The sequence below is a fragment of the Yinghuangia sp. ASG 101 genome (assembly GCF_021165735.1).
Lineage (GTDB): Bacteria > Actinomycetota > Actinomycetes > Streptomycetales > Streptomycetaceae > Yinghuangia.
This window is the reverse complement of the sequence record NZ_CP088911.1, coordinates 7,743,639-7,766,190: the sequence shown is the minus strand read 5'-3', so window position 1 is coordinate 7,766,190 and position 22,552 is coordinate 7,743,639. Positions and strand designations below refer to the sequence as shown.

22 protein-coding genes and 1 pseudogene are annotated in these 22,552 nt (G+C 72.3%); 14 read left to right on the top strand and 9 right to left on the bottom strand.

All coding sequences use genetic code 11. From position 1 onward, the window contains the following. Nucleotides 1-23: 23 nt before the first annotated feature. On the bottom strand, nt 24-800 hold the full coding sequence (locus LO772_RS33300; protein ID WP_231775752.1) for an SDR family NAD(P)-dependent oxidoreductase: 777 nt from the start codon (nt 798-800) through the stop codon (nt 24-26). Nucleotides 801-1,062: 262 nt separating this feature from the next. On the opposite strand from LO772_RS33300, the gene LO772_RS33295 reads away from it, so the two are divergent. The 4 genes from LO772_RS33295 (at nt 1,063) to LO772_RS33280 (ending at nt 4,683) form a co-directional block, all read left to right on the top strand. Continuing rightward, nucleotides 1,063-1,791, top strand: a complete 729-nt coding sequence (locus LO772_RS33295; protein ID WP_231775751.1) for a FadR/GntR family transcriptional regulator — start codon at nt 1,063-1,065, stop codon at nt 1,789-1,791. Nucleotides 1,792-1,878: 87 nt separating this feature from the next. Beyond that, nucleotides 1,879-2,673: an SDR family NAD(P)-dependent oxidoreductase gene (locus LO772_RS33290; RefSeq protein WP_231775750.1), complete on the top strand. Its 795-nt coding sequence runs from the start codon at nt 1,879-1,881 to the stop codon at nt 2,671-2,673. A gap of 354 nt (nt 2,674-3,027) precedes the next feature. Beyond that, a complete protein-coding gene (locus tag LO772_RS33285) occupies nt 3,028-3,489 on the top strand; it encodes a Zn-ribbon domain-containing OB-fold protein (RefSeq protein WP_231775749.1) in 462 nt (153 codons plus the stop codon). Between the two features lie 3 nt (nt 3,490-3,492). Continuing rightward, nucleotides 3,493-4,683 carry a thiolase family protein gene (locus tag LO772_RS33280; protein ID WP_231775748.1) on the top strand — a complete coding sequence of 397 codons (1,191 nt, stop codon included), beginning with the start codon at nt 3,493-3,495 and terminating at the stop codon, nt 4,681-4,683. Nucleotides 4,684-4,790: 107 nt separating this feature from the next. Here the strand turns inward: LO772_RS33280 and LO772_RS33275 are convergent, their stop codons facing one another. Then, the gene (locus tag LO772_RS33275) at nt 4,791-5,957 is read right to left on the bottom strand and encodes an acyl-CoA dehydrogenase family protein (RefSeq protein WP_231775747.1); all 1,167 of its coding nucleotides are present in this window, start codon (nt 5,955-5,957) and stop codon (nt 4,791-4,793) included. Nucleotides 5,958-5,959: 2 nt separating this feature from the next. On the opposite strand from LO772_RS33275, the gene LO772_RS33270 reads away from it, so the two are divergent. The 4 genes from LO772_RS33270 to LO772_RS33255 all read left to right on the top strand — a co-directional run bounded on the left by LO772_RS33270 (nt 5,960) and on the right by LO772_RS33255 (nt 10,533). Next, on the top strand, nt 5,960-7,348 hold the full coding sequence (locus LO772_RS33270; RefSeq protein ID WP_231775746.1) for a phosphotransferase: 1,389 nt from the start codon (nt 5,960-5,962) through the stop codon (nt 7,346-7,348). 32 nt (nt 7,349-7,380) lie between these two features. Next, nucleotides 7,381-7,719 (top strand): hypothetical protein, encoded by a 339-nt coding sequence (locus LO772_RS33265; RefSeq protein WP_231775745.1) that lies wholly within the window; start codon nt 7,381-7,383, stop codon nt 7,717-7,719. Between the two features lie 66 nt (nt 7,720-7,785). Beyond that, nucleotides 7,786-8,007 (top strand): SDR family NAD(P)-dependent oxidoreductase, encoded by a 222-nt coding sequence (locus LO772_RS33260; RefSeq protein WP_269453129.1) that lies wholly within the window; start codon nt 7,786-7,788, stop codon nt 8,005-8,007. A gap of 171 nt (nt 8,008-8,178) precedes the next feature. Then, nucleotides 8,179-10,533: a glycoside hydrolase family 3 N-terminal domain-containing protein gene (locus LO772_RS33255; RefSeq protein WP_231775743.1), complete on the top strand. Its 2,355-nt coding sequence runs from the start codon at nt 8,179-8,181 to the stop codon at nt 10,531-10,533. Between the two features lie 192 nt (nt 10,534-10,725). Here LO772_RS33255 and LO772_RS33250 read toward each other — a convergent pair whose 3' ends face one another. Next, complete coding sequence (locus tag LO772_RS33250) at nt 10,726-12,015, bottom strand: amidohydrolase family protein (RefSeq protein ID WP_231775742.1); 1,290 nt, start codon at nt 12,013-12,015, stop codon at nt 10,726-10,728. A 222-nt stretch (nt 12,016-12,237) separates the two neighbouring features. After that, entirely contained in the window at nt 12,238-13,422 is a 1,185-nt protein-coding gene (locus LO772_RS33245; RefSeq protein ID WP_231779804.1) for a cytochrome P450, read from the bottom strand. A gap of 419 nt (nt 13,423-13,841) precedes the next feature. Between LO772_RS33245 and LO772_RS33240 the strand changes: the two genes are divergently transcribed. Further along, nucleotides 13,842-14,186, top strand: a complete 345-nt coding sequence (locus tag LO772_RS33240) for a hypothetical protein (protein ID WP_231775741.1) — start codon at nt 13,842-13,844, stop codon at nt 14,184-14,186. Nucleotides 14,187-14,518: 332 nt separating this feature from the next. Here the strand turns inward: LO772_RS33240 and LO772_RS33235 are convergent, their stop codons facing one another. Next, nucleotides 14,519-14,989 (bottom strand): hypothetical protein, encoded by a 471-nt coding sequence (locus LO772_RS33235; RefSeq protein ID WP_231775740.1) that lies wholly within the window; start codon nt 14,987-14,989, stop codon nt 14,519-14,521. A gap of 248 nt (nt 14,990-15,237) precedes the next feature. Next, a pseudogene (locus LO772_RS33230) lies at nt 15,238-15,375 on the bottom strand (hydrophobic protein); the annotation flags it as partial. A 303-nt stretch (nt 15,376-15,678) separates the two neighbouring features. Here LO772_RS33230 and LO772_RS33225 point away from each other — a divergent pair. Continuing rightward, on the top strand, nt 15,679-15,828 hold the full coding sequence (locus LO772_RS33225; RefSeq protein WP_231775739.1) for a hypothetical protein: 150 nt from the start codon (nt 15,679-15,681) through the stop codon (nt 15,826-15,828). A gap of 85 nt (nt 15,829-15,913) precedes the next feature. On the opposite strand, the gene LO772_RS33220 is transcribed toward LO772_RS33225, so the two are convergent. Continuing rightward, complete coding sequence (locus tag LO772_RS33220; protein WP_443089480.1) at nt 15,914-16,279, bottom strand: ArsR/SmtB family transcription factor; 366 nt, start codon at nt 16,277-16,279, stop codon at nt 15,914-15,916. A gap of 223 nt (nt 16,280-16,502) precedes the next feature. Here LO772_RS33220 and LO772_RS33215 point away from each other — a divergent pair, with 223 nt between their 5' ends. Both LO772_RS33215 and tatA read left to right on the top strand, forming a co-directional pair. Beyond that, nucleotides 16,503-16,763: a hypothetical protein gene (locus LO772_RS33215; RefSeq protein WP_231775737.1), complete on the top strand. Its 261-nt coding sequence runs from the start codon at nt 16,503-16,505 to the stop codon at nt 16,761-16,763. Nucleotides 16,764-16,852: 89 nt separating this feature from the next. Beyond that, nucleotides 16,853-17,113, top strand: coding sequence for a Sec-independent protein translocase subunit TatA (gene tatA, locus LO772_RS33210; RefSeq protein WP_231775736.1), 261 nt, complete (start codon nt 16,853-16,855; stop codon nt 17,111-17,113). Between the two features lie 287 nt (nt 17,114-17,400). Here the strand turns inward: tatA and LO772_RS33205 are convergent, their stop codons facing one another. Beyond that, a complete protein-coding gene (locus tag LO772_RS33205) occupies nt 17,401-17,976 on the bottom strand; it encodes a TerD family protein (protein WP_231775735.1) in 576 nt (191 codons plus the stop codon). Between the two features lie 218 nt (nt 17,977-18,194). Between LO772_RS33205 and LO772_RS33200 the strand changes: the two genes are divergently transcribed. Together LO772_RS33200 and mgtA are read left to right on the top strand one after the other, a co-directional pair. Next, nucleotides 18,195-18,554: an ArsR/SmtB family transcription factor gene (locus LO772_RS33200; RefSeq protein ID WP_231775734.1), complete on the top strand. Its 360-nt coding sequence runs from the start codon at nt 18,195-18,197 to the stop codon at nt 18,552-18,554. Continuing rightward, nucleotides 18,538-21,177, top strand: coding sequence for a magnesium-translocating P-type ATPase (mgtA, locus tag LO772_RS33195; RefSeq protein ID WP_231775733.1), 2,640 nt, complete (start codon nt 18,538-18,540; stop codon nt 21,175-21,177). Before LO772_RS33200 ends, mgtA begins: the two co-directional genes overlap by 17 nt. A 5-nt stretch (nt 21,178-21,182) precedes the next feature. Here mgtA and LO772_RS33190 read toward each other — a convergent pair whose 3' ends face one another. Next, nucleotides 21,183-22,166 carry a lysylphosphatidylglycerol synthase transmembrane domain-containing protein gene (locus LO772_RS33190; protein WP_231775732.1) on the bottom strand — a complete coding sequence of 328 codons (984 nt, stop codon included), beginning with the start codon at nt 22,164-22,166 and terminating at the stop codon, nt 21,183-21,185. Between the last annotated feature and the right edge of the window lie 386 nt (nt 22,167-22,552).

Sequence of the window (22,552 nt, the reverse complement as noted above, 5' to 3'; positions counted from 1 at the left end):
ATCCGCCCGTCCCACCGCCGGGGTCACCGCGTCCCCGCGGTGCGGCCTCCGTCGACGGCGAGGACGGCTCCGGTGGTGTAGCTGGAGGCCTCGGTGGCGAAGTAGAGGGCCGCGCCGACCACCTCGTCGGGCCGGCCCGCCCGCCGCAGCGGGTAGGCGCGCATCTTCTCCTCGACCGCGTCCATGTCCCAGGACTTGCTGACGTCGGTGAGGAAGGGGCCGGCCATGATCGCGTTGACCCGGACGGTCGGGCCGTAGGCCTGGGCGAACCCCTTGGTGAGGACGTTGAGGCCGGCCTTGGCCGCCGCGTACGGGAGATCGCCGGGGGTGGGCCGCTCGGCGGCCACGCTGCCGATGTTGACGATCGAGCCGCCTCCCGCCGCGACCATCCGGGAGGCGACCAGTGCGGACAGCCGGAACGGGCCCTTGAGATTGACGCCGAGGATCTTGTCCCACAGCTCCTCCGTCACCTCGTCGAGGGCCGGGTACAGCGGGGACATGCCGGCGTTGTTGACCAGGACGTCGACGCGGCCGAACTCCTCGTACGCCCGCTCGACCAGCCCGGTCTGCGCGGCCCAGTCGGCCATGTGGCACGCGTGCGCCACGGCCGTGCGGCCGGTGTCCCGGCGTACCGCTGCGGCCAGGTCCTCGCACGCGTCCAGGTTGCGGCTGACGATCATCACGTCCGCACCGGCCCGCGCGAAGGCGAGCACCATCTCGCGCCCGAGCCCGCGGCTCCCGCCGGTGACGACGGCGACCTTGCCCTCCAGTGCACCCGCACCGCTGAGCTGGGACGGCATGGAGCAACCTCCAAAAACATGAGCATGAATAACATGAATTTAGCCAGTGCCCGACGATCCGACAAGAGCGGGGGGAGGAGTCGTGCGCGGAACGGGCGGACGATGCCCGGTGGCAACGCCCCGACAACCCGGAACAGACCCGGGCGAACCCGTACGGCCGCCCGGGGATGTGGCCAAGCCCTCACGCAGCGCTCAACGGGCAGCGGGCTACTCTTAGCATAGTTATCATGAAATGGGCTCAGTTGGAGACCTCGGAGGACCCATGAACGGCTCACGTCCGCAGAAGACCGCGCTCCTCGTGGCACAGCGCATCGTCGCCGACATCAACGAGCGGGGCAACACCGCCGGCGATCGGCTCCCGCCGGAGCGCACCATGGTGGAGGAGTACGAGGTCGGCCGCGGCACCCTGCGCGAGTCGTTGCGCTACCTCGAGTTCCAGGGCGTCATCAAGCTCCGCCCCGGCCCGAGCGGCGGCCCCATCGTGCAGCAGCCGGACGGCAGCGCGCTGGCCGGGTCGCTCAGCCTGCTGCTCCAGTTCCACAAGGCGTCGTTCCAGGACATCGTCGAGTCGCGCTCGGCCCTGGAACCGGCCATGGCCAGGCTGGCCGCGGAACGCATGACCGACGACGAGATCGCGGAACTGGGCCGGATCCTCGACGACGAGCGCGAGACCGTCAAGGAACAGGCGCAGTTCCTCCGGCAGACCCGCAGGTTCCACGTCACGCTGGCCCAGGGGTCGCGCAACGCGCTGTTCAGCATGCTGTTCGCGGCGCTGAACGACATCCTCGACGGCGCCTCGATGGGGGTCGACTACTCGCTGCGCCAGCGCAAGGCCACGACCGACATCCACGCCGGCATCCGGGAGGCCATCATCGCGCGCGACGCCGACCTGGCGGAGCGGCTGATGACCCAGCACATGGACGCGCTGACGCAGTACACGCAAAAGCACTACGCCGAGTCCATGGCCCAGCCCGTCGTCTGGGGCGGGTGACCGCGGCGAGCTTGACGCACTCGGCGATCGCGGCCAGGATCTACCTCATATTCATGATAATGATCGGGTGAGATTCGGAGAGACGCCATGGGCACGTCAGGGCGGCTGAGCGGCAAGAACGCGATCATCACCGGGGCCGGCTCCGGGCTGGGGGCGGCGACCGCCCTGCGGTTCGGGGCCGAGGGCGCCGCCGTCGCGTGCGCGGACCGGGACTCGGCCGCGGCCGAGGACACCGCCGCACGCATCAGGGCCGCCGGAGGCCGGGCGATCGCCCTGCACACCGACGTCACCTCGGTCGCCGACACCGAGAAGATGGCCGCCGACGCGATCGCCGCCTTCGGCACCGTCGACATCCTCTTCTCCAACGCGGGCGTCGAGGGGGCGGGCAACGCCGCCGACGTCACCGAACAGCTGTGGGACCGCGTCATCGACGTGAATCTCAAGGGTGTCTGGCTGTGTGCCAAAGCCGTGCTGCCGCACATGGTCGCCGCGGGCGGCGGCGTCATCATCAACCAGGCGAGCATGGGCGCGCTGGTGGGCATCGACAACATCTTCCCGTACACGGCGGCCAAGGGCGGTGTCGTGGCGATGACCAAGCAGATGGCGGTCTCGTACGGCCCGGAGAACATCCGCGTCAACGCGATCTGCCCGGGCACGATCCCCACACCGCTCGTCTACCGCTCCCGCGTGGAGCGCGGCGTGGCCGGCGCCGACGGCGGCGACCAGGCGGCACTCGACGCCCAGGTCGCCCAGCGCTTCCCGCTGCGGCGCCTGGGCACGCCGGAGGACGTGGCCTCACTCGCCCTCTTCCTCGCGGGCGACGAGGCCGACTGGGTCACCGGCGGCATCTACACCGTCGACGGGGGCCGCAGCGCGGCGTGAGCGGCCGGCCGCCGCTGCCGCGGGGTACGGCGGCGGATGGCCGGTGGCGATCCCGGCGGGGCTTGCGGACCGTGGGTCCACCGCCGACGTGCCCGGGTGCGAGGGCGGTGCTCGGATGCCGCCCGGGCTTGTCGGTGCCGGGTATCGGCACACACCTGGCACGCCCGGGAACGTCCCGCCGGACTTCGGGCACCGCTGGCATGCCTGGCATGCCTGGCTGCCGGCACCTGGCACCTGGCACCTGGCACCTCCGCCCCCGTACACCCCATGACAGCCCCACCCACGACACACCCCTGGGCGAGCCACCCCCAACAGACATGACTCGCTCGGCCCGACCAGGAAGGCAGGACGCCCATGACCGATCCGGCCGAGGCACCGGCAGGCCAAGCCGGCCCCGCCCCACGCGCGGGCAAGCCGATCCCCCTCCCCGACGACGTCACCGCCGGCTACTGGGAGGCGGCGCGACGGCACGTCCTCGCCGTACAGTTCTGCGCCGCCTGTGAGCGGTTCATCCACCTTCCGGAACTGTGCTGCCCGCACTGCGGATCCGAGGAGCTGCACTACCGGGAGGTGTCCGGGCGCGGCACCGTCGACTCGTTCACCGTGATGCACGACAGCCCGGGCCCCGGCTTCGCCGACCGGCTCCCGTACCTCGCCGCCGCGGTGGAGTTGGAGGAGCAACCGCGTCTGCTGGTCCTGGCCAACCTGACGGACGTCGGGCCGGACGACGTGCGCATCGGCCTCCCTGTCGAGGTCGTCTTCGAGCAGCTGACCGACGACTGCGCGCTGCCGCAGTTCCGGCCGAGAGGAGTCTGAACGATGTGGGACGTCCGCGACAAGGTCGCCGTGGTCGGCGTCGGCTACTCCGCACTCACCCGCCGCTCCCCCCGCACGCTGGCCGCACTGACCGTCGAGGCCTGTGACCGCGCCATCGCGGACGCGGGGCTCACCCGGCGGGACATCGACGGCCTCGCCACCTCGCCCAGCATGCCCGTCTACGGCGGCGCGAAAGGCGCCGTGGACGGCGTCGACGTGGTCACCCCCGGCCTGCTGTCGAGGCTGCTCGGCATCGAGGACCGCACGCTCTGGACCGGCAGCACCACGCACATGGTGACGTTCTCGTTCATCGACGCCGTGAACGCCGTCCACTCCGGTGCCTGTACGCACGCGATCGTGTTCCGCTCGCTGCACATGCCCCGGGGACGCTACTCCGACTTCGGCAGCACCCACGCGGGCGGACGCGACCAGTTCTTCGCGCCGTACGGCTTCAGCATGCCGGCGTCCTGGGCCGCGACCGTGCTGCGCAGATACCTCGACCTGCACGGCGGCACCCGCGACAGCCTGGCGAACCTCGTCGTGGACAACCGCCGCAACGCGCACTGCAATCCGAACGCGTACTTCCGCGACACCCCGCTCACCCACGACCAGTACCTCGCGGCCCGGATGATCGCCGACCCGATGACGATCCTCGACTGCGACCTGCCGCTGGACGGCGCCGCGGCGTTCGTCCTCACCTCCGCCAAACGCGCCCGCGACCTGCCGAACCCGCCGGCACTGGTGACCGGGTACGCGATCGGCACCCACCGCGGCGCCACGGGCGTGCCGATGACGCTGGAGGACATGTGGGAGGGGTCCGCGCAGATCGCCGAGCGGCTGTGGGCCTCGGCGGGGCTGGGCGCCTCCGACATCGATGTCGCCCAGTTGTACGACGGATTCAGCGTGTTCGTCTACACCTGGCTGGAGGGCCTGGGCCTGGCCCCGCGCGGCGAGGCGCTGCGCCTGGTCGACGAAGGCGGCATCCGGCCCGACGGAAGGCTCCCGGTCAACACCGGCGGCGGCGCACTGGCCGAAGGCCGGCTGCACGGCATGACACACCTGGCCGAGGCGGTCCTCCAGGTGACCGGCCGGGGCGGCGAACGCCAAGTGCCGGGCGCCGCCCGCTCGGTCGTCACCGTCTCCAACGGCCTGGCCGGGTCGACGGCGTTCGTGATCAGCCGCGACGACCGCTGAGACGCACACCCTCGAACCACCGTCGCCCCCCGGGGCGTCCTCCCGAATCGGGAAGGACGCCCCGGGGGCGACACGGTTCGCGGACAGGTGTCGTCCCGGGTGCCCTGTCAGGCGTCCAGGCCGCCGCGCTTGACGAGTTGGCTGACGATCACGTTGCGCTGGATCTCGTTGGTGCCCTCGCCGACGATCATCAGCGGGGCGTCGCGGAAGTACCGCTCCACGTCGAACTCGGTGGAGTAGCCGTAACCGCCGTGGATGCGCACGGCGTTCAACGCGATCTGCATGGCGGTCTCCGAGGCGAACAGCTTGGCCATGCCCGCCTCCATGTCCACCCGGCGACCGGCGTCCGCCTCACGCGCGGCGTACAACGTCAGCTGACGCGCGGCGGTGAGCGAAGTGGCCATGTCGGCCAGGTAGTTACCGATCGACTGGTGCCGCCAGATCGGCTTGCCGAACGACTCGCGCTCCTGCGCGTACGCGAGGGCGTCCTCCAGCGCCGCGCGGCCGACGCCCAGCGCCCGGGCCGCGACCTGGAGCCGCCCGGTCTCCAGGCCCTTCATCATCTGCGCGAACCCCCGGCCCTCGACACCCCCGAGGACAGCGTCCGCCGGGGCCCGGTGGTCGTCGAAAGCCAACTCGCAGCTCTCGACCCCCTTGTACCCCAGCTTGGGCAGGTCGCGGGAGACGGTGAGCCCGGGCCCGTGCTCGACCAGCAGGATGGAGATGCCCGCGTGCGCCGGCTCCGCCTGGGGGTCGGTCTTGCACAGCAGCGCGATCAGCCCGGAGCGGCGGGAGTTCGTGATCCAGGTCTTCGACCCGTTCACCAGGTAGCCGTCGTCGTCCTTCCGGGCGACCGTGCGCATGGCCTGGAGGTCGGACCCGCCTCCCGGCTCCGTCAGCGCCATCGTGGCCCGCAGCTCCCCGGTGGCCATGCGCGGCAGGTAGCGCCGCTTCTGCTGCTCGGTGCCGAAGTGCAGCAGCAGCTTGGACACCACGGTGTGGCCGCCCATCGCCCCCGCCAGGCTCATCCACCCCCGGGCCAGTTCCTCGGTGACCAGCACGTAGCACGGTGTGGAGACCGGGGTGCCGCCGTACTCCTCGGGAATCGCGAGACCGAAGACCCCGAGTTCCTTCATCCGCTCGATCAGGGCCTCGGGATAGACGTTGCCGTGCTCCAGCTCCCGCACGACCGGCTTGACACCCCTGTCCACGAAATCACGCACGGTGGCGACGATGAATCGCTCGTCCTCGGAAAGGGTGTCGAGAGTGCTCACTGATGGTGCTCCTCGGGGTCGGCCGACAGCCGGCCGGAAACGGGTGGGAAGACGCGCGCACGCGCACGCACACCACCATCATGGATCTGCATGCACCTTTTCGTGAAATAACAAGTCATGATGCCTCCATAGCGGCGGGCACAGGACACCGCGGCCGAGCGGCGCAAGCGATCGGCGGCGGGGCGAATCCCGCGGCACGGCGGGGCGCGGTCCGGACCCGGCTACGGGCGCGGTGCGCATACGACCGCGGCTGCGATGACGGCCGGAACGGTCTCGTGGGGGCGTGGACGCGCCTGTCCCGGGCAGCCCGGCCCCCGCACGCGGAGCTGTACGCTGAAGCGCTCGTTTCGTCATCGGCAGGGGACTTCTTGACGCCTGATCGGATCGCCCTGCTCTACGAAGTGGCCGAAGGCGTCCAGGACCTTCGCGGAGGCACCGAAACAGAGCAGACGCTGGCCGTGGCCGACCGCCTCGGGCTGTCGGGCCCGGAGACGGCCGCCGTTCTGACCCGCATCGATCAGGGCCTGCTCCCGCCCTTGGGAACGGTGATACGCGGTGGAACCAACGAGATCGCGGTGCTGTCGGCCGGCGGAGTCGACGTCGCGGTTCGCCGGGAGCAGGCGTCCGCGACCACGGCGTCCGAACCACTCACCTGGTCCCCGGCGGAGACCCTCGAACTCCTCTTTCCGCAGCTGGCCGAGATCGACCGGCGCGAACACGAGCATGCGGCCGGGCGCGGAGCCCCGACGCCCCTGCACGTCCACACCCCGCAACTCCTCCATGCCTCCCAGGGAAGACAGATCATCCGTTGGATCCCGGGCGCGCATCCGTCGGTCAATTCCGGAACCCGCGCCCACGATTTCTTCTTCCTCGGCGTGGTCCCCGAATTGATGGCGCGATTCGCGCAGGTCACCCGATACCCGAGGTACCGGCCCGGGACGGGGCCGCCGAACAACGCCGCCGAGGCCGCGCACAGCCAAGTGGCCACGCATCAGGCGGAATTGGACCAGCTCTGGCCGACCACGGGCGCGGTCTACCGGGAACTGGGGATTCCCCGCCGGCTCGACCGGTTGCACGAGAAGGTGGACCGTTTCCACGACCGGCCGATGGTTGTCGTCCACGGCGACATCGGTCCGGCGAACGTCCGCATCCACGGGAACACGGTCACCGCGCTGGACATCGATCTGGCACGGCTCGACGACTGGGTGCCGGAACTGGCCTGGGTGATGGCGAAGAAGGGCAGCCCGCGGGTCATGGCCGCCTGCGTGACGCGGCGGTTGCGCGGATGGGGCGTGTGGACCCCGCGCTCCTGCGCGGCGTTCGGCACGACCTGCCGTGGGCATTCCGGATGCAGCAGGTGCCCTTCGCCGTCGGCCGCGTCGGCGCACTGATGAAGAGACTTCGCGGAAGTCAGGACCACAACGTGTCGCTGGATGAGATCAAGCAGTCGTACGCGCCTCTGGTGAACGGCATCCGCGTCCATCTTGGCGACGGCAAGCCCATGGATGCGGCATCCGTGCGCGACACCATCCTGCGGCACGCTCCGCGCCGCCCGGGCCAACGGACCGTGATCGACATGGCGGGACAAGGCCTGGGGTCGGCCCGGCAGACGCCGTCGGCGGGGCAGTCCGCGCCCAAGTCGGCTGCCGCGGAGGCGGGATCGAACCGGGCGCCCTGGTATCTGCGCGCGAAGCGCGAGACCGCACGGAAGTCGTTTCCGAGCCCGAACCTCAGCCGCAAGCTCCGGCTCGGGGAGCCCTGAGGACGCCCAGGGCGCCCCCGCAACTCGCCTCTCGGCCCTCGCGGGACGCACCACTTGGTTCACCGCGTGCGCTCCGCTCCGCGGCGGGCCGCAGGAGCGCGCGTGCTCGCCGTGCCCGCCGATGTGCGCGGCGCCGCGGCCGTCCGGGCACTCGCGGACGCCGCCCTCGCCGCGTTCGGCCGCGTCGACGTCGTGTGCAACAACGCGGGCGTGTGGACACTCGGCCGGCAATGGGAGACCTCGGAGCGGCGCCGGGCCGAGCCGCGACGGGTGGGCTGCGGCAACTGATGGCAACCGGTTGCCGGAGGGTTCGGGGCGGGGCTGTGATGTCTGCCGCGGCGGTCACCGGCGCGCGGGTGTCGTCCCGGGGGCGAGTCCGGCGGCCGTGCGTACGTCGTCAACGCCGCACAGGCGGACCGTAACGGAGCGCGGCGGGCGTCGTCGCGGGAGGGGAACCGCATGGTCACCACCGAGGCCGTCGCCGACCTCGTCGCACGTCTCACCCTCGACGAGAAGGTGGCGCAGCTCGGCGGGCTGTCCCTTCCCGGCCTGGTCGTGTTCGACCCGCGCACCGGGCCCGGCCTCGACACCGGCAGGGTCGCCGAGCTGTGCCCGCACGGGGTCGGCCACCTGTCGCTGGCCTGGTTCCTCGGCCGGGACGCCGACAGCCTCCGCGACGCGCTCGCCCGGGTGCAGGAAGCGGTGCGCGAGGCCTCGCCGTTCGGTATCGGCGGGCTCGTCCACTTCGAGGGGATCAACGGCTTCCTGCACGCCGCCGGGGAGCAGTTCCCCACCGCGTGGGCGCAGGCGGCGACCTGGGAGCCCGAACTCGTCCGGCGGGCATCGGCGGTCACCGCGGCACACATGCGCGATCTCGGCGTGCAGCTGCTGTTCGCTCCCGTCATGGACCTCGCCCGCGACCCGCGCTGGGGACGGACGCACGAAACGTACGGCGAAGACCCGGAACTGGCCGCGCGGTTCGCCGTGGCGTTCGTCCGGGGCGTGCACGGCGACCGGGCCGGCGGTGACGCGGAGGACGCCGAACTCCTCGCGACCGGAAAGCACTTCCTGGGATTCGGCGCCTCGGAGGGCGGCCTCAACATGGCGACCACCCAGCTGGGGCGCCGCACGCTCACCGACGAGTACGCCGAGCCGTTCCGCCGGGCCATCGCCGAGGCGGGCCTGTCGGTGGTCATGAACTCCTACAACGAGATCGACGGCATCCCGGCGGCGGCGAACCACTGGCTGCTCACCGACCTGCTGCGCGGCGAACTCGGCTTCACCGGAATGGTCGTCGGCGACTACGAGTCCGTCGACATGCTGCGCACCCGGTACCGCACGGCGGCCTCGCCCGGAGCGGCGGCCGCGCAGGCGATCGCCGCCGGCCTGGACGCCGAGCTGCCGCAGGCACGCAACGTCCCCGGCCTCGTGGACGAGGTCGCCTCGGGACGCCTCGACGAGCGCGTCGTCGACGAGGCCGTCGCGCGCGTCCTGACCATCAAGGCCCGAACGGGACTGATCCCGCGGTTCCGCACCGCGCCCCCGGCCCGGCCCGCGCCACCGGACCGCGCCGAGGCGGCGGAGATCCGCCGGGCGGTCGCCGACCGGGCCCTTGTGCTGCTGTCCAACGACGGCACGCTGCCCCTCACCGCGGGCGGCGGCCGAATCGTCGTCGTCGGCCCCGCGGCGGACGACCTGCGCGTCCACTTCGGCGCGTACACCTCGGTGGCCGCGGCCGAGATGCCCGCCGCGATCCAGGCGATCCGCCGCGGCGAGGTCCCCGGTGCCGATCCCGCCGCCTTCGACGCGACCGCCGTCACCACCACCCCGCTGCCCGGCCTCCAACCGCGCTTCGAGGAGATGGCCCGGGCGCTCCACCCGGGCGCGCGCACCGTGCTGGGCGCGCTGAGGGACGTGGACCCGACGACCGCGTACGTGCCGCTCGGCTCGTTCGCCCACGGAAGCGGCCCGCGCCTGGGCGCGGCGGCCGTCGACGCGGCCGTGGCCGGAGCCGACGTGGTCGTCGCCGTCGTCGGCGAGCGCACCGGACGGGTCGGCGGCAACACGGCGGGCGAGGGACGCTCCAGCGTGTCCCCGACGCTGCCGGGTGACCAGGACGAACTGCTCCGCCTGCTGGGCGCGACCGGCAAACCCGTGGTGACCGTGGTGGTCTCCGGGCGCCCGCTGCTCCTGGCGCGGGCGGCCCGCGCGTCCGCCGCGATGCTGCTCGCGCCGCTGCTCGGCGAGGCCGCCGGCACCGCGATCGCCTCCGCCGTGTTCGGCCGGACCAACCCCAGCGGCAAACTCCCCGGCACGTTCCCCCGCCACCTCGGGCAGATCCCCGCGTACCACGGGCACCGCCACGGCAGCGGCTACGACCACCCCACCGGCGACACGTCCGCGTACGTCGACCTGGACGACCCGAGCCCGTTGTTCGCCTTCGGGCACGGGCTCGCGTACACCGGCTTCGACGTGGCCCTCACCGGCACCCCGCGGGTGCGCGACGGCGTGCTGACGGCCGCGGTGACGGTCACCAACACCGGTGCGGTGGACGGCGAGACCGTCGTGCAGCTGTACGCCCGCCACGAGTTCGCGCGCGTCGTACGACCCGTGCGCCAACTCCTGCAGTTCCGGCGCGTGGCCGTCCCGGCCGGGCGGTCCCGGGAAATAGTCCTGGAGGCTCCCGTCGAACGGCTGTGCCACACGCTGCCCGACGGCCGCCGCGGGCTCGACCCCGGCGACGTCACGCTCCTGGCGGGGCTGAGCAGCGACGACATCCGCGACACGGCGATCGTCCGTGTCCCGGGCCGGTGACACCGGCGGCGCCGGTGCCCGGCCGGGGCCGCAGTGCGCATCAACACGTCTGCGGCACCCGGGAGTTCCCTATCCCGGCCGACGACCGAGGGTGCCGGGGCCGTCGTCGCGCCCACCTCGCGGACCGGCCCCGCCGCCGTCGCCGCGAACGCCGACCGCACCGGAACGACCGTGACGGTGCCGCGCCGAAGCTCAGCTCCAACCCCCGGCGCCGGTGCGGAACGCCGTGATGCTGGCTCCCGCCGGTACCGCGTCGATGGGAGTGGCCAGTTCCTCGGAATCGGGGGCGCCGATCCGGCGTGCGACGGCAGCCAGCGCGTCGCGGTCGAGGTTGTAGACGTCGACGGCGTTCTCGCCGACCATGCGGCGTGTGTCCGCCGGGGGCGCGGCGGAGAACGCGTGGCGCAGGGCGAGGCGGGTGACGGACGGGGTGTCGCGGCCGTCCGGGTACACGAACGTGCCTTCCAGGTGGGGGTAGTCGGAGCCCCACAGCAGTTGGCTCTGGAGCCCATGGGCGATCGCCTGCGCGATCTCGTGGGGTGAGGCGAAGCTCGCGCCGAAGAAGACGTTGTCGGCCATGTACGCGCTGGGCCGGCGGGGCACCTGGTCGAGCAGCGCCCGGTTGAGCGGTTCGTCGCGCTTGGCGTCGTAGAAGGCCCACAGCGCGTCGAGTTCGACGGCTTTGGTCGCGAACCAGTCGCCGGGCGTCTCGGTGATGACGAGCTTCAGGCCGGGGTGCCGCTCGAACACGCCGGCGAAGATCATCCACCAGACCGCGCGCTGCGACAGGAACCCCGCCGACTCCAGTTGCATCAGCGCCACCGCCTCCAGTCCCGTGTAGCGGGCGGTCGTCCCCCCGCCGACATGGGTGACCAGGGGCATCCCGAGTTCCGCGCAGACGGACCACAGGGGTTCCCAGACGCGCCGGTTGTACTCGGGCAGTTCGCCGTCGCGCATGGCGGGGAGGTTGACTCCTCGCAGGCCCGCCTCGTGGGCCCGGCGGACCTCGGCGACGGCGGCGTCGACGTCCCACATGGGCAGGTATGCGAGGCCGATATGGCGGTGCGGCGCCTGGGACACGAAGTCGGCCAGCCAGCGGTTGTAGATCCGCTGGCCGACGTCGACCAGCCGCCGGTCCTCGGCGCGCTTGGGCCTGCCCAGGGGGGAGGAGATGAACGGGATGGGCTCCATGTTGGTGCTGCCGTGGATGATCACGCCCGCGCTGATGCCGTCGTGGTCGTAGTCGGCCAGCCGGGCGGCGGAGTCGTGGTGGCCCAGGGTCCGGAAGTTCGGATGGTCGAGGTGGCCGCTGCCGGCGAGCATGGCCGTCGCGGCGTCCTTGTCCCTCCGGGCGTCGGCGGTGAAGCGGTCGAAGTCGTCGAGATGTGCCGCCGGGCAGTACGGGCGCAGATCCTCGGCCAGACGCGGACCGATATGGGTGTCGTTCGACACCACGATGACCGGGTCGGTGGGCAGGGCCACGAGATCACCTCATGCTGACGGATGGCGTGGGAGGGGTCGAGGGTTCGACCGGGGCGGACGGGCATCGCGTTGCGCGGGGGTGCGGATGTGCGACCCCGCTCGGGGGCCGGTCGTCCGAGCGGGGAGGAGGGAGATCGCGCGCGTCCGCCCGGCGGTGGCTCCGGGGGCCGCTCCGCGGTCGACGGCGCGGTTGCGCCGGCGCACCACGCCGCGGGTCGCGCCTCAGCCGATCCGGAGGGGAAGGGTTTCCCAACCGCGCATGGTCGAGGTCGAGGACAACGCCGCACCGTCCCAGTCGACGTCCCAGTCGGGGAACCGCTTGAGGAATTCCTCGAGCGCGATGCGGCCTTCGAGCCGGGCGAGCGCCGCGCCGAGGCAGTAGTGGGTGCCGATGCCGAAGGTGCTGTGCTGGTCGATCCTGCGCCGGATGTCGTACCGCTCGCCGTCGTCCCAGCGCCGCTCGTCGCGGTTGGCCGACGCGATCAGCAGCATCATCGCGCTGCCGGCCGGAACCGTCCGGCCGTGCAGTTCCACATCGCGGGTGACGTAGCGGGCGATGGCGTGGCCGGTGGGTTCGAAGCGCAGGGTCTCCTCGATGGCGTTCGGGACGATCCCGGGGTTCTCGACGAGGTCCGCGCGCTGGTCGGGGAACCGGGCGAGCAGGGCGGCGAGCCAACCGATCAGGCGTGCGGTCGTCTCGTTCCCGGCACCGGCCAGCACCGTGACGTACGTCAGGATCTCGTCGCGCGTCAGCGTGCGCGTGGTGCCGGTCTCGTCCGTGAACTCGGCGTTGATCAGCTCGGTCATGAGGTCGTCGGACGGGTGGTCGGCGCGCCAGTCGATGTAGTCCGCGAACAGGTCGGCGTCCATCAGCGCGTCCCGGGAGACCTTCATCCGGCGGCCGGGTTCGGTGCGCAGTTTGGCGTCGGCTCGCTCGCGGACCGCGAGCTGGTCGGCCTCCGGGATGCCCAGCAGCATGCCGATGACGCGCATCGGCACCTCGTTCGCGAACTCGGCCATGAGGTCGAACTGTTCGGCGCCGGCGAGCCGGTCGAGGGACCGGACGCAGAAGGCCCGGATCTCCGGTTCGAGGGACAACACCCGTCGCGGCGTGAACACACGGGCCAGCAGCCGGCGATAGACGTCGTGGATCGGCGGGTCCTCCATGAGCAGCGTGCCCGGCGGGATCTCGATGTTCGCCTTGATCACTTCGAGGATCGGGCCTCGGGAGGAGGAGAAGGTGGCCCAGTCGATCAGCCCGGTGTTGATGTCGTCCCAGTGGCTGAGCGCGTAGAAGTCGTGGCGTTCGTTGTAGTAGAGCGGTGTCTCGGCACGCAGCCGTCGGTAGATCGGGTACGGGTCGTGCGCGATGTCGCGGTCGAACGGGTCCCAGTAGACCGGGCTCATCTGGCTCACTCCGACACCTCCCGGCGAGACTGTCCGGCAGTCGTTGTTTGAACAATCATTCAATCTTCGACGGCGGGGGCAGTCAAGGGTTCTCGGCGACGCGACCCGCCCGCCGACACGCACCGCGCCTCGGATGCATCCCGGGCTTTCCCCCGGGAATCCACGGGAGTTCGCACCGCTTCCCTGGGGGTCACGACATGCATACACCTCGCGCCGGGGCAACGCCATGAGGGGCTCTACCGGGCTGCGACCGCTGCGCGGCGGTCCCCCGAGGAACCGCGCGGCGCGGTGATCAAACCCCACGGGGGTTCGGGAAGGCGGCTAACGTACCGGCGTGGTGAGTCCTCGGCAGTGCCCGCCTGCCGCGAACTGCATGATGCCCCGCGGGAGTTTGCCCGTTCCCGCACGACAGGGGTCGCATGCTGTCCCATGTTTTCTCCCGTCCACGCCACAGCGGCGCGTGGACGGCCGCGGCGGTCGCGATCGCCGTGGCGGTCACGCTGTGGTGGCCGATCGTCGGCATGGCCACCGAGAACTTCGGCAGCGACTGCGTCCGGCACTTCGGCGAGTTCGGAAGCCGGACCGACCGCTGCGCAGCAGCGAACGACGCGGCGCGCACCTGGCTCCCGCGCATGGTCGCCGGGAGTTGGATCGGCGTCGCGCTGGCGTTCCCGCGCCCGCGCGCGGCGCTGCTGGTCTCGTCGCTGTGCCTGGCGGTCGCGGTGGGCCTGGGAGCGACCGCCATGCTGGCGCTCCGCGCGTAGTGCCGCGCGGTGGGGTTCACGGGATCGGGCGTCTCGGCGGACCCCACCGCACCTCGGCGACGGCCGCACGGTGCCACCGGCCGTCGGTCCCGCGGATCCGGGACGGGCCGCTACGCGGAAACCGCGACCTCGCCGCTCCCCGCGCTCCGCGTCTGCGCGGCGGACCCCGGATGGCCGAACGCCGCTGTGCCACCGAAGATTTCGCGACTCTCGTCGCTGCCGCAAGCGGTCACCGCGCTCGCGCCGCGACGGTTCACCGTTCCGCCTCGACGCGCGGCGCGGGCCGTTGGGGCCATTCGTTCGTCCGCAGTGGCTCGATCCGGGCCAGGGCGTTACTCCGAGATCCGGATTCCGTCATAGCTTTGCAGCATGACCCCTTCGGGCAGCGGCATTTGCAGGTAGATGTCGATGTGCCGGATCCGGTCGGTGTCGTCGAATTCGTAGACGGACACGGAATTCACGACGCTGGTATGCCCGCCCACCGTGCTGCGCTCCTCAAGCTCCAGGAAGACGAGACCGGGGGCCTCGGTGATGCGCTTGAACGAGCACTCCCACGCGGCGGAGGGCGCCCAGCCGGTGAGGAAGCCCACGTACTCGGTCCAGTTCATGACCTCTTTGAAGTTGCCGACCCGCTCGAACGCGTCGACCGCGATCAACTCCGCGAGCGGCGCCCAGCTTTCCGCCGAGAATCCCGGCTGCTTGGCGGCGTCCACCGTGCTTTTCATGATGAGGCTGTATTCCAGCACCTTGGCCGAAAGGCCGGTGTGCTCCCCGACGACCTCGTCGACATCCCGAAGAACCATGTGCGTCCGCCCTTCTCGTTGCTCGGCCATCCCGCTGCATCATCCCCGCTCGCGTACTTCTCAGGGGGCCGTCTTCTCCAGGTAGCGGTCGACGACGGCGTGGAAGTGCGTCCGGTGACCGACCGGGCCCGACGGTCGGCCGCGTCGGTCAGGCCGGGGGCAAGTCACCAGCGGCGGCGGCCGGTTGACCGGCGGCGCGAGCGCGTCCGCGCACGCCAGGTCGCGCCTGGCCGACGCATGTGTGACGAGCCGAACCGCGCGCCGGCGAACAGGAAGCCGAGAAGCCACACCACGACGACGATGAGCGCGACCCACCACAGCGCTTTGACGACGAACCCCGCGCCGAGGAGCAGGAGGGCCAGGACAAGGACAACGATGGGAAGCATGCTTTGCCCGTGCCCGGCAACGGGCCGTTGATGCGTTCGGACCACGCGGGGGTCACGACGGCCGGGGAGACACGAGCGGCAACACGCCGGTCATCCACGGCATTTCGAGGATGCCATACCGTTCTGAAGCAGAATGGCCCGACTCGTTGACCGGCAGACATTGCCTGAGGGCGAAGGCCCGTCTGTGGCACGGGATCGACGGTCCCGCGATCGCCGGACGCGGTCGCGGGCGGTGCGTGCGCCACGCGGCGCGGCGGCGCCCCGGCTCAACGCCCCTCCCCCGCAAGACCGTTCTCGTACGCGGTGATCACCAGCTGCACGCGGTCCCGTGCGGCGAGTTTCGTCAGCAGCCAGGCCCACGCGGGGTTCGCGCAGGCGTGGGCGGTGCTCGGCGTGTGGGCGGCCGTCGCGTGCGCGGTCGCGGTGGCCGCGGTCCACCGCCGGGACGTCTGACGCGATCGCCCCCCGCCGGGCACCGGTGTTCGGGCGGGCGCGCACCCGCCCCGGGCCGTCGATGCCGGACGGGGTGCCCGGGGCGTCAGGCGCCGAGGCGGCGCGGGTGTTCCGCGGGGGTGGTCGCGGTCTCGCGTCCCGCTCGACGGCTCATGAACCAGTGGACCATCGCCGCCACATCGTGGTCGTCGACGAGGTACACCACGCGGCGGCCCTGCCGTCGGGCCCGGACCAGGCCTCCCAGCTTCAGCTTGGTGAGGTGCTGGCTGACCGCGGGCAAGGTCCCGCCGACGCGTTCGGCGAGCCCGGTCACGTCGCTCTCGCCCTGGATCAGCACCCACATGATGTGCAGGCGCGCGGAGGACGCCAGCAGGCCCAAGGATGCGCCGGCGTCGGCGAACAGCTCTTCGGACGGGTCGTCGACGCCGTCCGGTCCAGACGCCACGCGCAACTCCTGTCCTCGGGTGACCGCCGTGCCGAAGCGCACCAGTCTAGACGTACGCCGCAACGCCCCCCACGGTTCGGGCGGTTCGGCCACCGCGCCCCACGACGCGGCGGTTCCCCGGGGGACGCCGTACCGGTCCGTAACTCCGCCGTCCCAAATCATTGTTGAGTTGCGCAATATTTGAACTATCATGGCGGACAACAGCGTTCGACCCGGGAGGGGGTCCCCCGTGAACAGCGGTGAGGCGCGGCGGTTTCTGGCGGAGTGGTCGGCGGGCAGTCCGACGCCGCCCGAGCGGTCCGTGCGCCGGGATTACCGGCCGGTCGAGGTGTACGACGACGAACGGGGGGCGTGGCACGGCGTGATCACCGGGTGGGCCACGGACAACGGCGTCGAGCTGTGCCGACTGCGGCTCGCCCGTGCGGGTGAGCCGCGCTGGGTGCCGTACGACCCGGAGCGCATGGAACTCCTGATCCGGAGCGGCACCTGACCCGAACTTGCTTAAAGTTGCGCAACTCTGCAATTGTTGAGGCGCCGTGGGGTCCACCGGGCCCACCACCGCCCGAGAGGGGAACAGGCATGGTCCGCAACGGGCTCGAACCGTGGCACCTTCTGGTCGTGGCCGTCGTCGCCATCCTGCTGTTCGGCCCGCAGCGCCTGCCCGACGCGGCACGCGCCCTCGGCCGGTCCCTGCGCATCCTCAAGAGCGAGACCCGGGCGATGAAAACCGAGGACACCCCCGACCGGGCCCCGGAACCGGTCCGGTGGTCCGAGGCCGCTCCCGCCCCGGAAGCGGTGGCACCGGCCGAGCACAACGCGTCCGGAACCCGCCGAAGCTGACCGGCCGTCGCCACGCCTGACCGCGGGCGCCGATGCCGCGTTCTTCCGAATCCGACCACGGCTTGCGCACCCCGGCCACGTCGCCTCGGGGTCCGTACGGCCGGCGCGTCGGAACGGCCTTGCCGCGGCGATACCGCGCCGTCGTCCGGCCGCATGTCGTCCGCGGATCACGCGAGTTGGCGAGAACGCCTCCCGTGCCGGACAGGCCAGGCGACAGTGACGGCACCCGCGGCGGCCGACGGCGGGCAGGCAGGCGGGGACGGGGGGCGACCCCGCCTGCCCCTGGGTCAGACGTTGACGCCGAAGTCCTTCGCGATACCGCTGAGACCCGAGGCGTAGCCCTGACCTACCGCGCGGAACTTCCACTCGGCGCCGTTCCGGTACAGCTCGCCGAAGATCATCGCGGTCTCCGTCGACGCGTCCTCGGTGAGGTCGTAGCGGGCCAGTTCGACGCCGCCGGCCTGGTTGACGACGCGGATGAACGCGTTCTTCACCTGTCCGAAGCTCTGCCCGCGCTGGTCGGCGTCGTAGATGGACACCGGGAAGACGATCTTGGCGACGTCGGCCGGCACCGCCGCGAGGTCGACCTGGATCTGCTCGTCGTCGCCGTCCCCGCCGCCGGTCAGGTTGTCCCCGGAGTGCGTGACCGCGCCGTCCGGGCTGCGCAGGTTGTTGAAGAAGACGAAGTGCTGGTCGGACAACACCCGGCCGGCCTCGTTGCACAGCAGCGCGGAGGCGTCCAGGTCGAAGTCGGCTCCGGTGGTCGTGCGCACGTCCCACCCGAGGCCGATGGTGACCGCGGTGAGGCCGGGGGCCTCCTTGCTCAGCGAGACGTTGCCGCCCTTGTTCAGTGACACACCCATGGCACGACCTCCGAGATCCGATCCCCGTTCGCGGGCCCGGACGGCGGACCGCGCCCGGGGCCACCATCCGACACGATACTTGCCCGGTTACGCAAGTTTCAGATTTAGGGGGCGGGCCCGTCCGCCCCGTAAGGTGTGGAGGCCGCTCCACGCGGCACACCGCGACCCGCACCGGGGGCGACCGGGCGACGTGGGCCGGCAGGCGAGGAGGAGGCGCGGTGGCGTCACGTGACAGGGGCGACGAGGCCTTCCCCGAGGAGGTCCTGACCGACGCCGCCGCGGCGTTCGGGTTGCTGGCGTCCACGGCCCGCCTGCACATCATGTGGGCGCTGGCCCACGGCGCGAGCGACGTGAGCGGGCTGGCCGCACGGGTGGGCGGGGCGCTGCCCGCCGTCAGCCAGCACCTGGCGAAGCTCAAACTGGGCGGTCTCGTACGCGCCCAGCGCGAAGGCCGCCGCGTGGTGTACCTGATCGACGACCCGGACGTCGCGACGATGGTGTGCTGGTTCATGGAGCAGCGCGCGAGCCGAGCGCACACCGGCACGGCAAGGGGACGAGCGCGTGCCCCCGGCGCCTGACGCGCCGGCCCGATCCTCCGCGGCGCCCGATCCCGTCCTCGGTGCCCCGCACCTGGACCCGGGCCTGACCAGGTTCGAGGTGCTGCGCCGGTTGCGGACCGGGCCGCGCGGCCTCACCGAGGCCGAAGCGGACGACCGGCTCGCGCGGTACGGCGAGAACACCGTGCCCGTCCCGCGCGGCGTCCGCGGCACACGCCGCCTGGTCCGGGCCCTGCGCGATCCGTTCACGAGCGTCCTGCTGGTGCTCGGAGGGGTGTCGGCCGTGGTCGCGTCGTGGGGCACCGCGTGCGTGATCACGGTCCTCGTGGTGGTGAGCTGCGTCCTGAGGATCCAGGGCGAGCGGCGGGCCGACCGCGCCTCCGCGGCGTTGCGGGCGCTCGTCCCCACGACGGTGACCGTGAGCCGCCGGGCGCACGAGGCGGCGACGGCGGAGACCCGGGAGGTCCCGTGCGATCTGCTCGTCCCCGGGGACATCGTGTACCTGGGCCCCGGCGACGTCGTGCCGGCCGATGTGCGGCTGCTGCGATCGACCGGACTGACGGTGCACCAACGCGTGCTGACCGGCGAGTCGACGCCCGTGGTCAAGGGACTCGCCGAGATTCCGGCGCAGGGCCGTCCCGCGTCGGACGACACTTCACCGCCCGACGCGCTCCCCGCGGTGTTCGACCACGCGCATCTGTGTTTCCAGGGCGGCAGCGTGGTGTCCGGCAGCGCGACCGCCGTCGTGGTCGCCACCGGCGCCGCCACGCTGCTCGCGCGCGGGCACGCCGGCGAGGAGGTGCGCCGGCATCCCCGGAGCACCGCGTTCGACCGGTCGGTCGACGGGATCTCGTGGATCCTCATCCGCTTCATGCTGCTCATGCCGCCGCTGATCCTCATGGCGAACGCCGCCGTGCGCGGACGCGGACTGGAGACCCTGCCGTTCGCCGTCGCCGTCGCCGTCAGCATGACCCCGGAGATGCTGCCGGTCATCGTGACCGGCGCACTCGCGCGCGGCGCCGGCCGGCTCGCCCGCGACAGCGACGTCATCGTGCGGCGTCTGCCCGCCCTGCACGACATCGGCGCGATGGACGTGCTGTGCGTCGACAAGACCGGGACCCTCACCCAGGACCGGCCCGTGGTCGAGGACGCCGTGGACGCGCACGGCCGCCCCGACCCCGAGGTTCTGCGGTGGGCGGCCCTCAACAGCTGGTGGACCCTGCACCTCGCCGAACTGCCGCGTCCCGACCCCCTCGACGACGCGGTACTCGAAGCGGCGGAACCCGACGAGGAGTTCGAGGGCATCGAGGCGCTGCCGTTCGACCCCACCCGCCGCATCGCCACCGCCGTGGTGTGCCGGACCGGCGACTGGGCGCGCCACGTCCTCGTCGTGAAGGGCACCGTGCAGGACGTGCTGGAGCGCTGCGCACGCGTCGACGACGACCGTGCCGTGGACGACGGCGTCCGCCACCGCATCCTGGAACGCGCCGCGGCGTACGCGGACGGCGGCCTGCGCGTGCTGGCCGTCGCGGTGAAGACGCGGCGGCCCCGGCTGGACGCCTACACGGCCGACGACGAACGCGACCTGACGTTCGTCGGCTTCCTCACACTCCGCGACGCCGTCGCGGACACCGCCGGGGCCGCCCTGACCGCGCTGGACGAGGCCGGGGTGGCCGTCAAGGTCCTCACCGGCGACCACCCCGGCACGGCCGCCCGCGTGTGCCGGGAACTGGGGCTGGACCCCGGCAAACCGGTCACCGGCCCGCAGCTGGACACCTTGGACGACGACCGCCTCGCCGAGATCGCCGCCCGGACGACCGTGTTCGCGCGCTGCTCACCGGAACACAAGGCACGCGTCGTGGCGGCACTCCGCGCGGCGGGCCACACCACCGGATTCCTCGGCGACGGCGTCAACGACCTGCCCGCGCTCCGCGCCGCGGACGTCGGCATCTGCCCACGCGACGCGGCGGACGTGACCCGCGACGCGGTCGACGTGGTGCTGGCCGCCAAGGACCTCACCGCGATCGACCGCATCATCGCCGAGGGGCGGCGCGGCAGCGTCAACATCGCGTCCTACCTGCGCATCACGATCTCGTCCAACCTCGGCAACGCGATCGCGATGCTCGCCGCGGGGCTCATGGTGCCCTTCCTCCCGATGCTGCCCGTCCAGGTCCTGGTCCAGAACCTGCTGTTCGACGCGGCCCAGCTGACCCTGGCCTACGACCGTCCGCCCGCGGGGGCGCTCCACGGACCCACGACGCTGCGCCCGGACCGGTTCCTGAGGTTCGCCGGCGTCTTCGGGGCGCTCAACGCCGCGGCCGACATCGCGATGTTCGGCCTGCTCGCGTGGACGACGGACGGGGCGTCCGCCTTCCGCAGCGGATGGTTCACGGAAAACCTGCTGACCCAGGCGCTCGTCCTCATCGCGCTGCGGACCGGCCGACAGGCCGCGATCGGCTCGTGCCCCCGCCCGGTCCTCCTGGCCGCCTGCGGGCTCGCCGTGGTCGGTGTGGCCCTCCCGCACACCCCGCTGGCGCCCGGCCTCGGCATGGTGCCGCTGCCTCCGAGTTATTACGCGCTGCTCGCCGTGGTGATCGGCGTGTACGCCGTCGCGCTCGTCGCGGTCCGACGTCGGTTCGGGTGAGCCGGCTAATCGTCGGGGGCGGCGCGCGTTCCGCGCCGGTGGGACGCGATCGTCAGGCCGAGCCAGCTCGTCCAGCCGATGGGCTGCAGGGCCCAATAGCTGACGATCCGGTAGAGGAGCGTGAGCGCGATGGCCTGGTCGGCGGGCAGTCCGTAGAGGACCAGCAGGGCCGCGAGACTGGTTTCGACGATGCCGAGCCCGCCGGGAGTCAGCCGCAGTGCCCCGGTCATCTGGGTGAGCGCGTACGCGATCAGCACTCCCCGCCAGGGCAGCGTGATGCCCAGCCCCCACGCGCACGCGGCCAGGCACGCGGCGTCGAGAAGCCAGTTGGCGAGGGCCAGCGCGAGCGGTGTGAGCCACGGACGGACGCCCGGCCGGGTCGTGCGCACGCGGCGCATGAGGTGCGCGAGTCCGTCCGCGACCTCCCACATCCGGCGGGAGCGGCGCCCGATGCGCTGTCGGCCGCGCCGCGCCCACCACCGCACCCGCGTGAACCGCAACGCGACGACCACGACCGCGACGACGACGACCAGCGCGACCGCCGACCACAGCACGACCGTGCGCAGCTCGGCGGGCCCTTTCCTGCCGCCGGCCAGCACACCGACGACCAGCAGGGCGAACAGCGTGAGACCCGACATGAGGCCGGAGACCACGAGCACCGACCCGGCGAGGACCGCCGGGACGCGGCGCTGCCGGAACTGGCCGAACAGCCACGCCGCCGCGAACGCCGCACCGCCCGGAAGCGCCCCGGCCACCGCGTTGGCCGCCACGACCATGGCGCTCATCGGACCGAGCCCCAGGCGGGCGCCGCCCATCACCAGCAGCCGTCGTTGCAGCCCCGCCTGACACAGCAGCGCCAGCGCCTCCAGCAAGGCGGCGACGCCCAGCCACGCCGGGCGGACCTTCTCGATCAGATGCAGCGCCGCGACCAGGTCGTGCCGCCGCCGCACGGCGACGACCGCCGTGGCCGCGACGAGAACGGCCGACACCAGCCACCACGCGGGGTGCCGGGACCGTGCCCGCGGTGGACCAGGCCCGGTATCGCCGGAATCATCCGCTTCATCCACCACCCACGCCACGGTACGGCCGACACCTGCCGCGGCCCCGGCACGCCACGGGCGACGCGGCGGGATGACCGCGCGGCGCCGTACCGGCCGGGGAGCCCCCGGCGAAACCTCCGACAACGGCGAAACGGCGAAAAGGCGAAACGGGGGCGCCCAACCCGGGATCTCCGCCCCGGTCGGCCGGTCGACGACGCGTTCGCGTGCCGGGAACCCGCTCGGGCCCGCGGCCACGGTCGCGCACCCCGGCGGGCAACTCCTGCCGTCCGGGAGGGAGTTCCCCGCGCGGCCGGTCCCGGCCCAGTGGCGAAGCG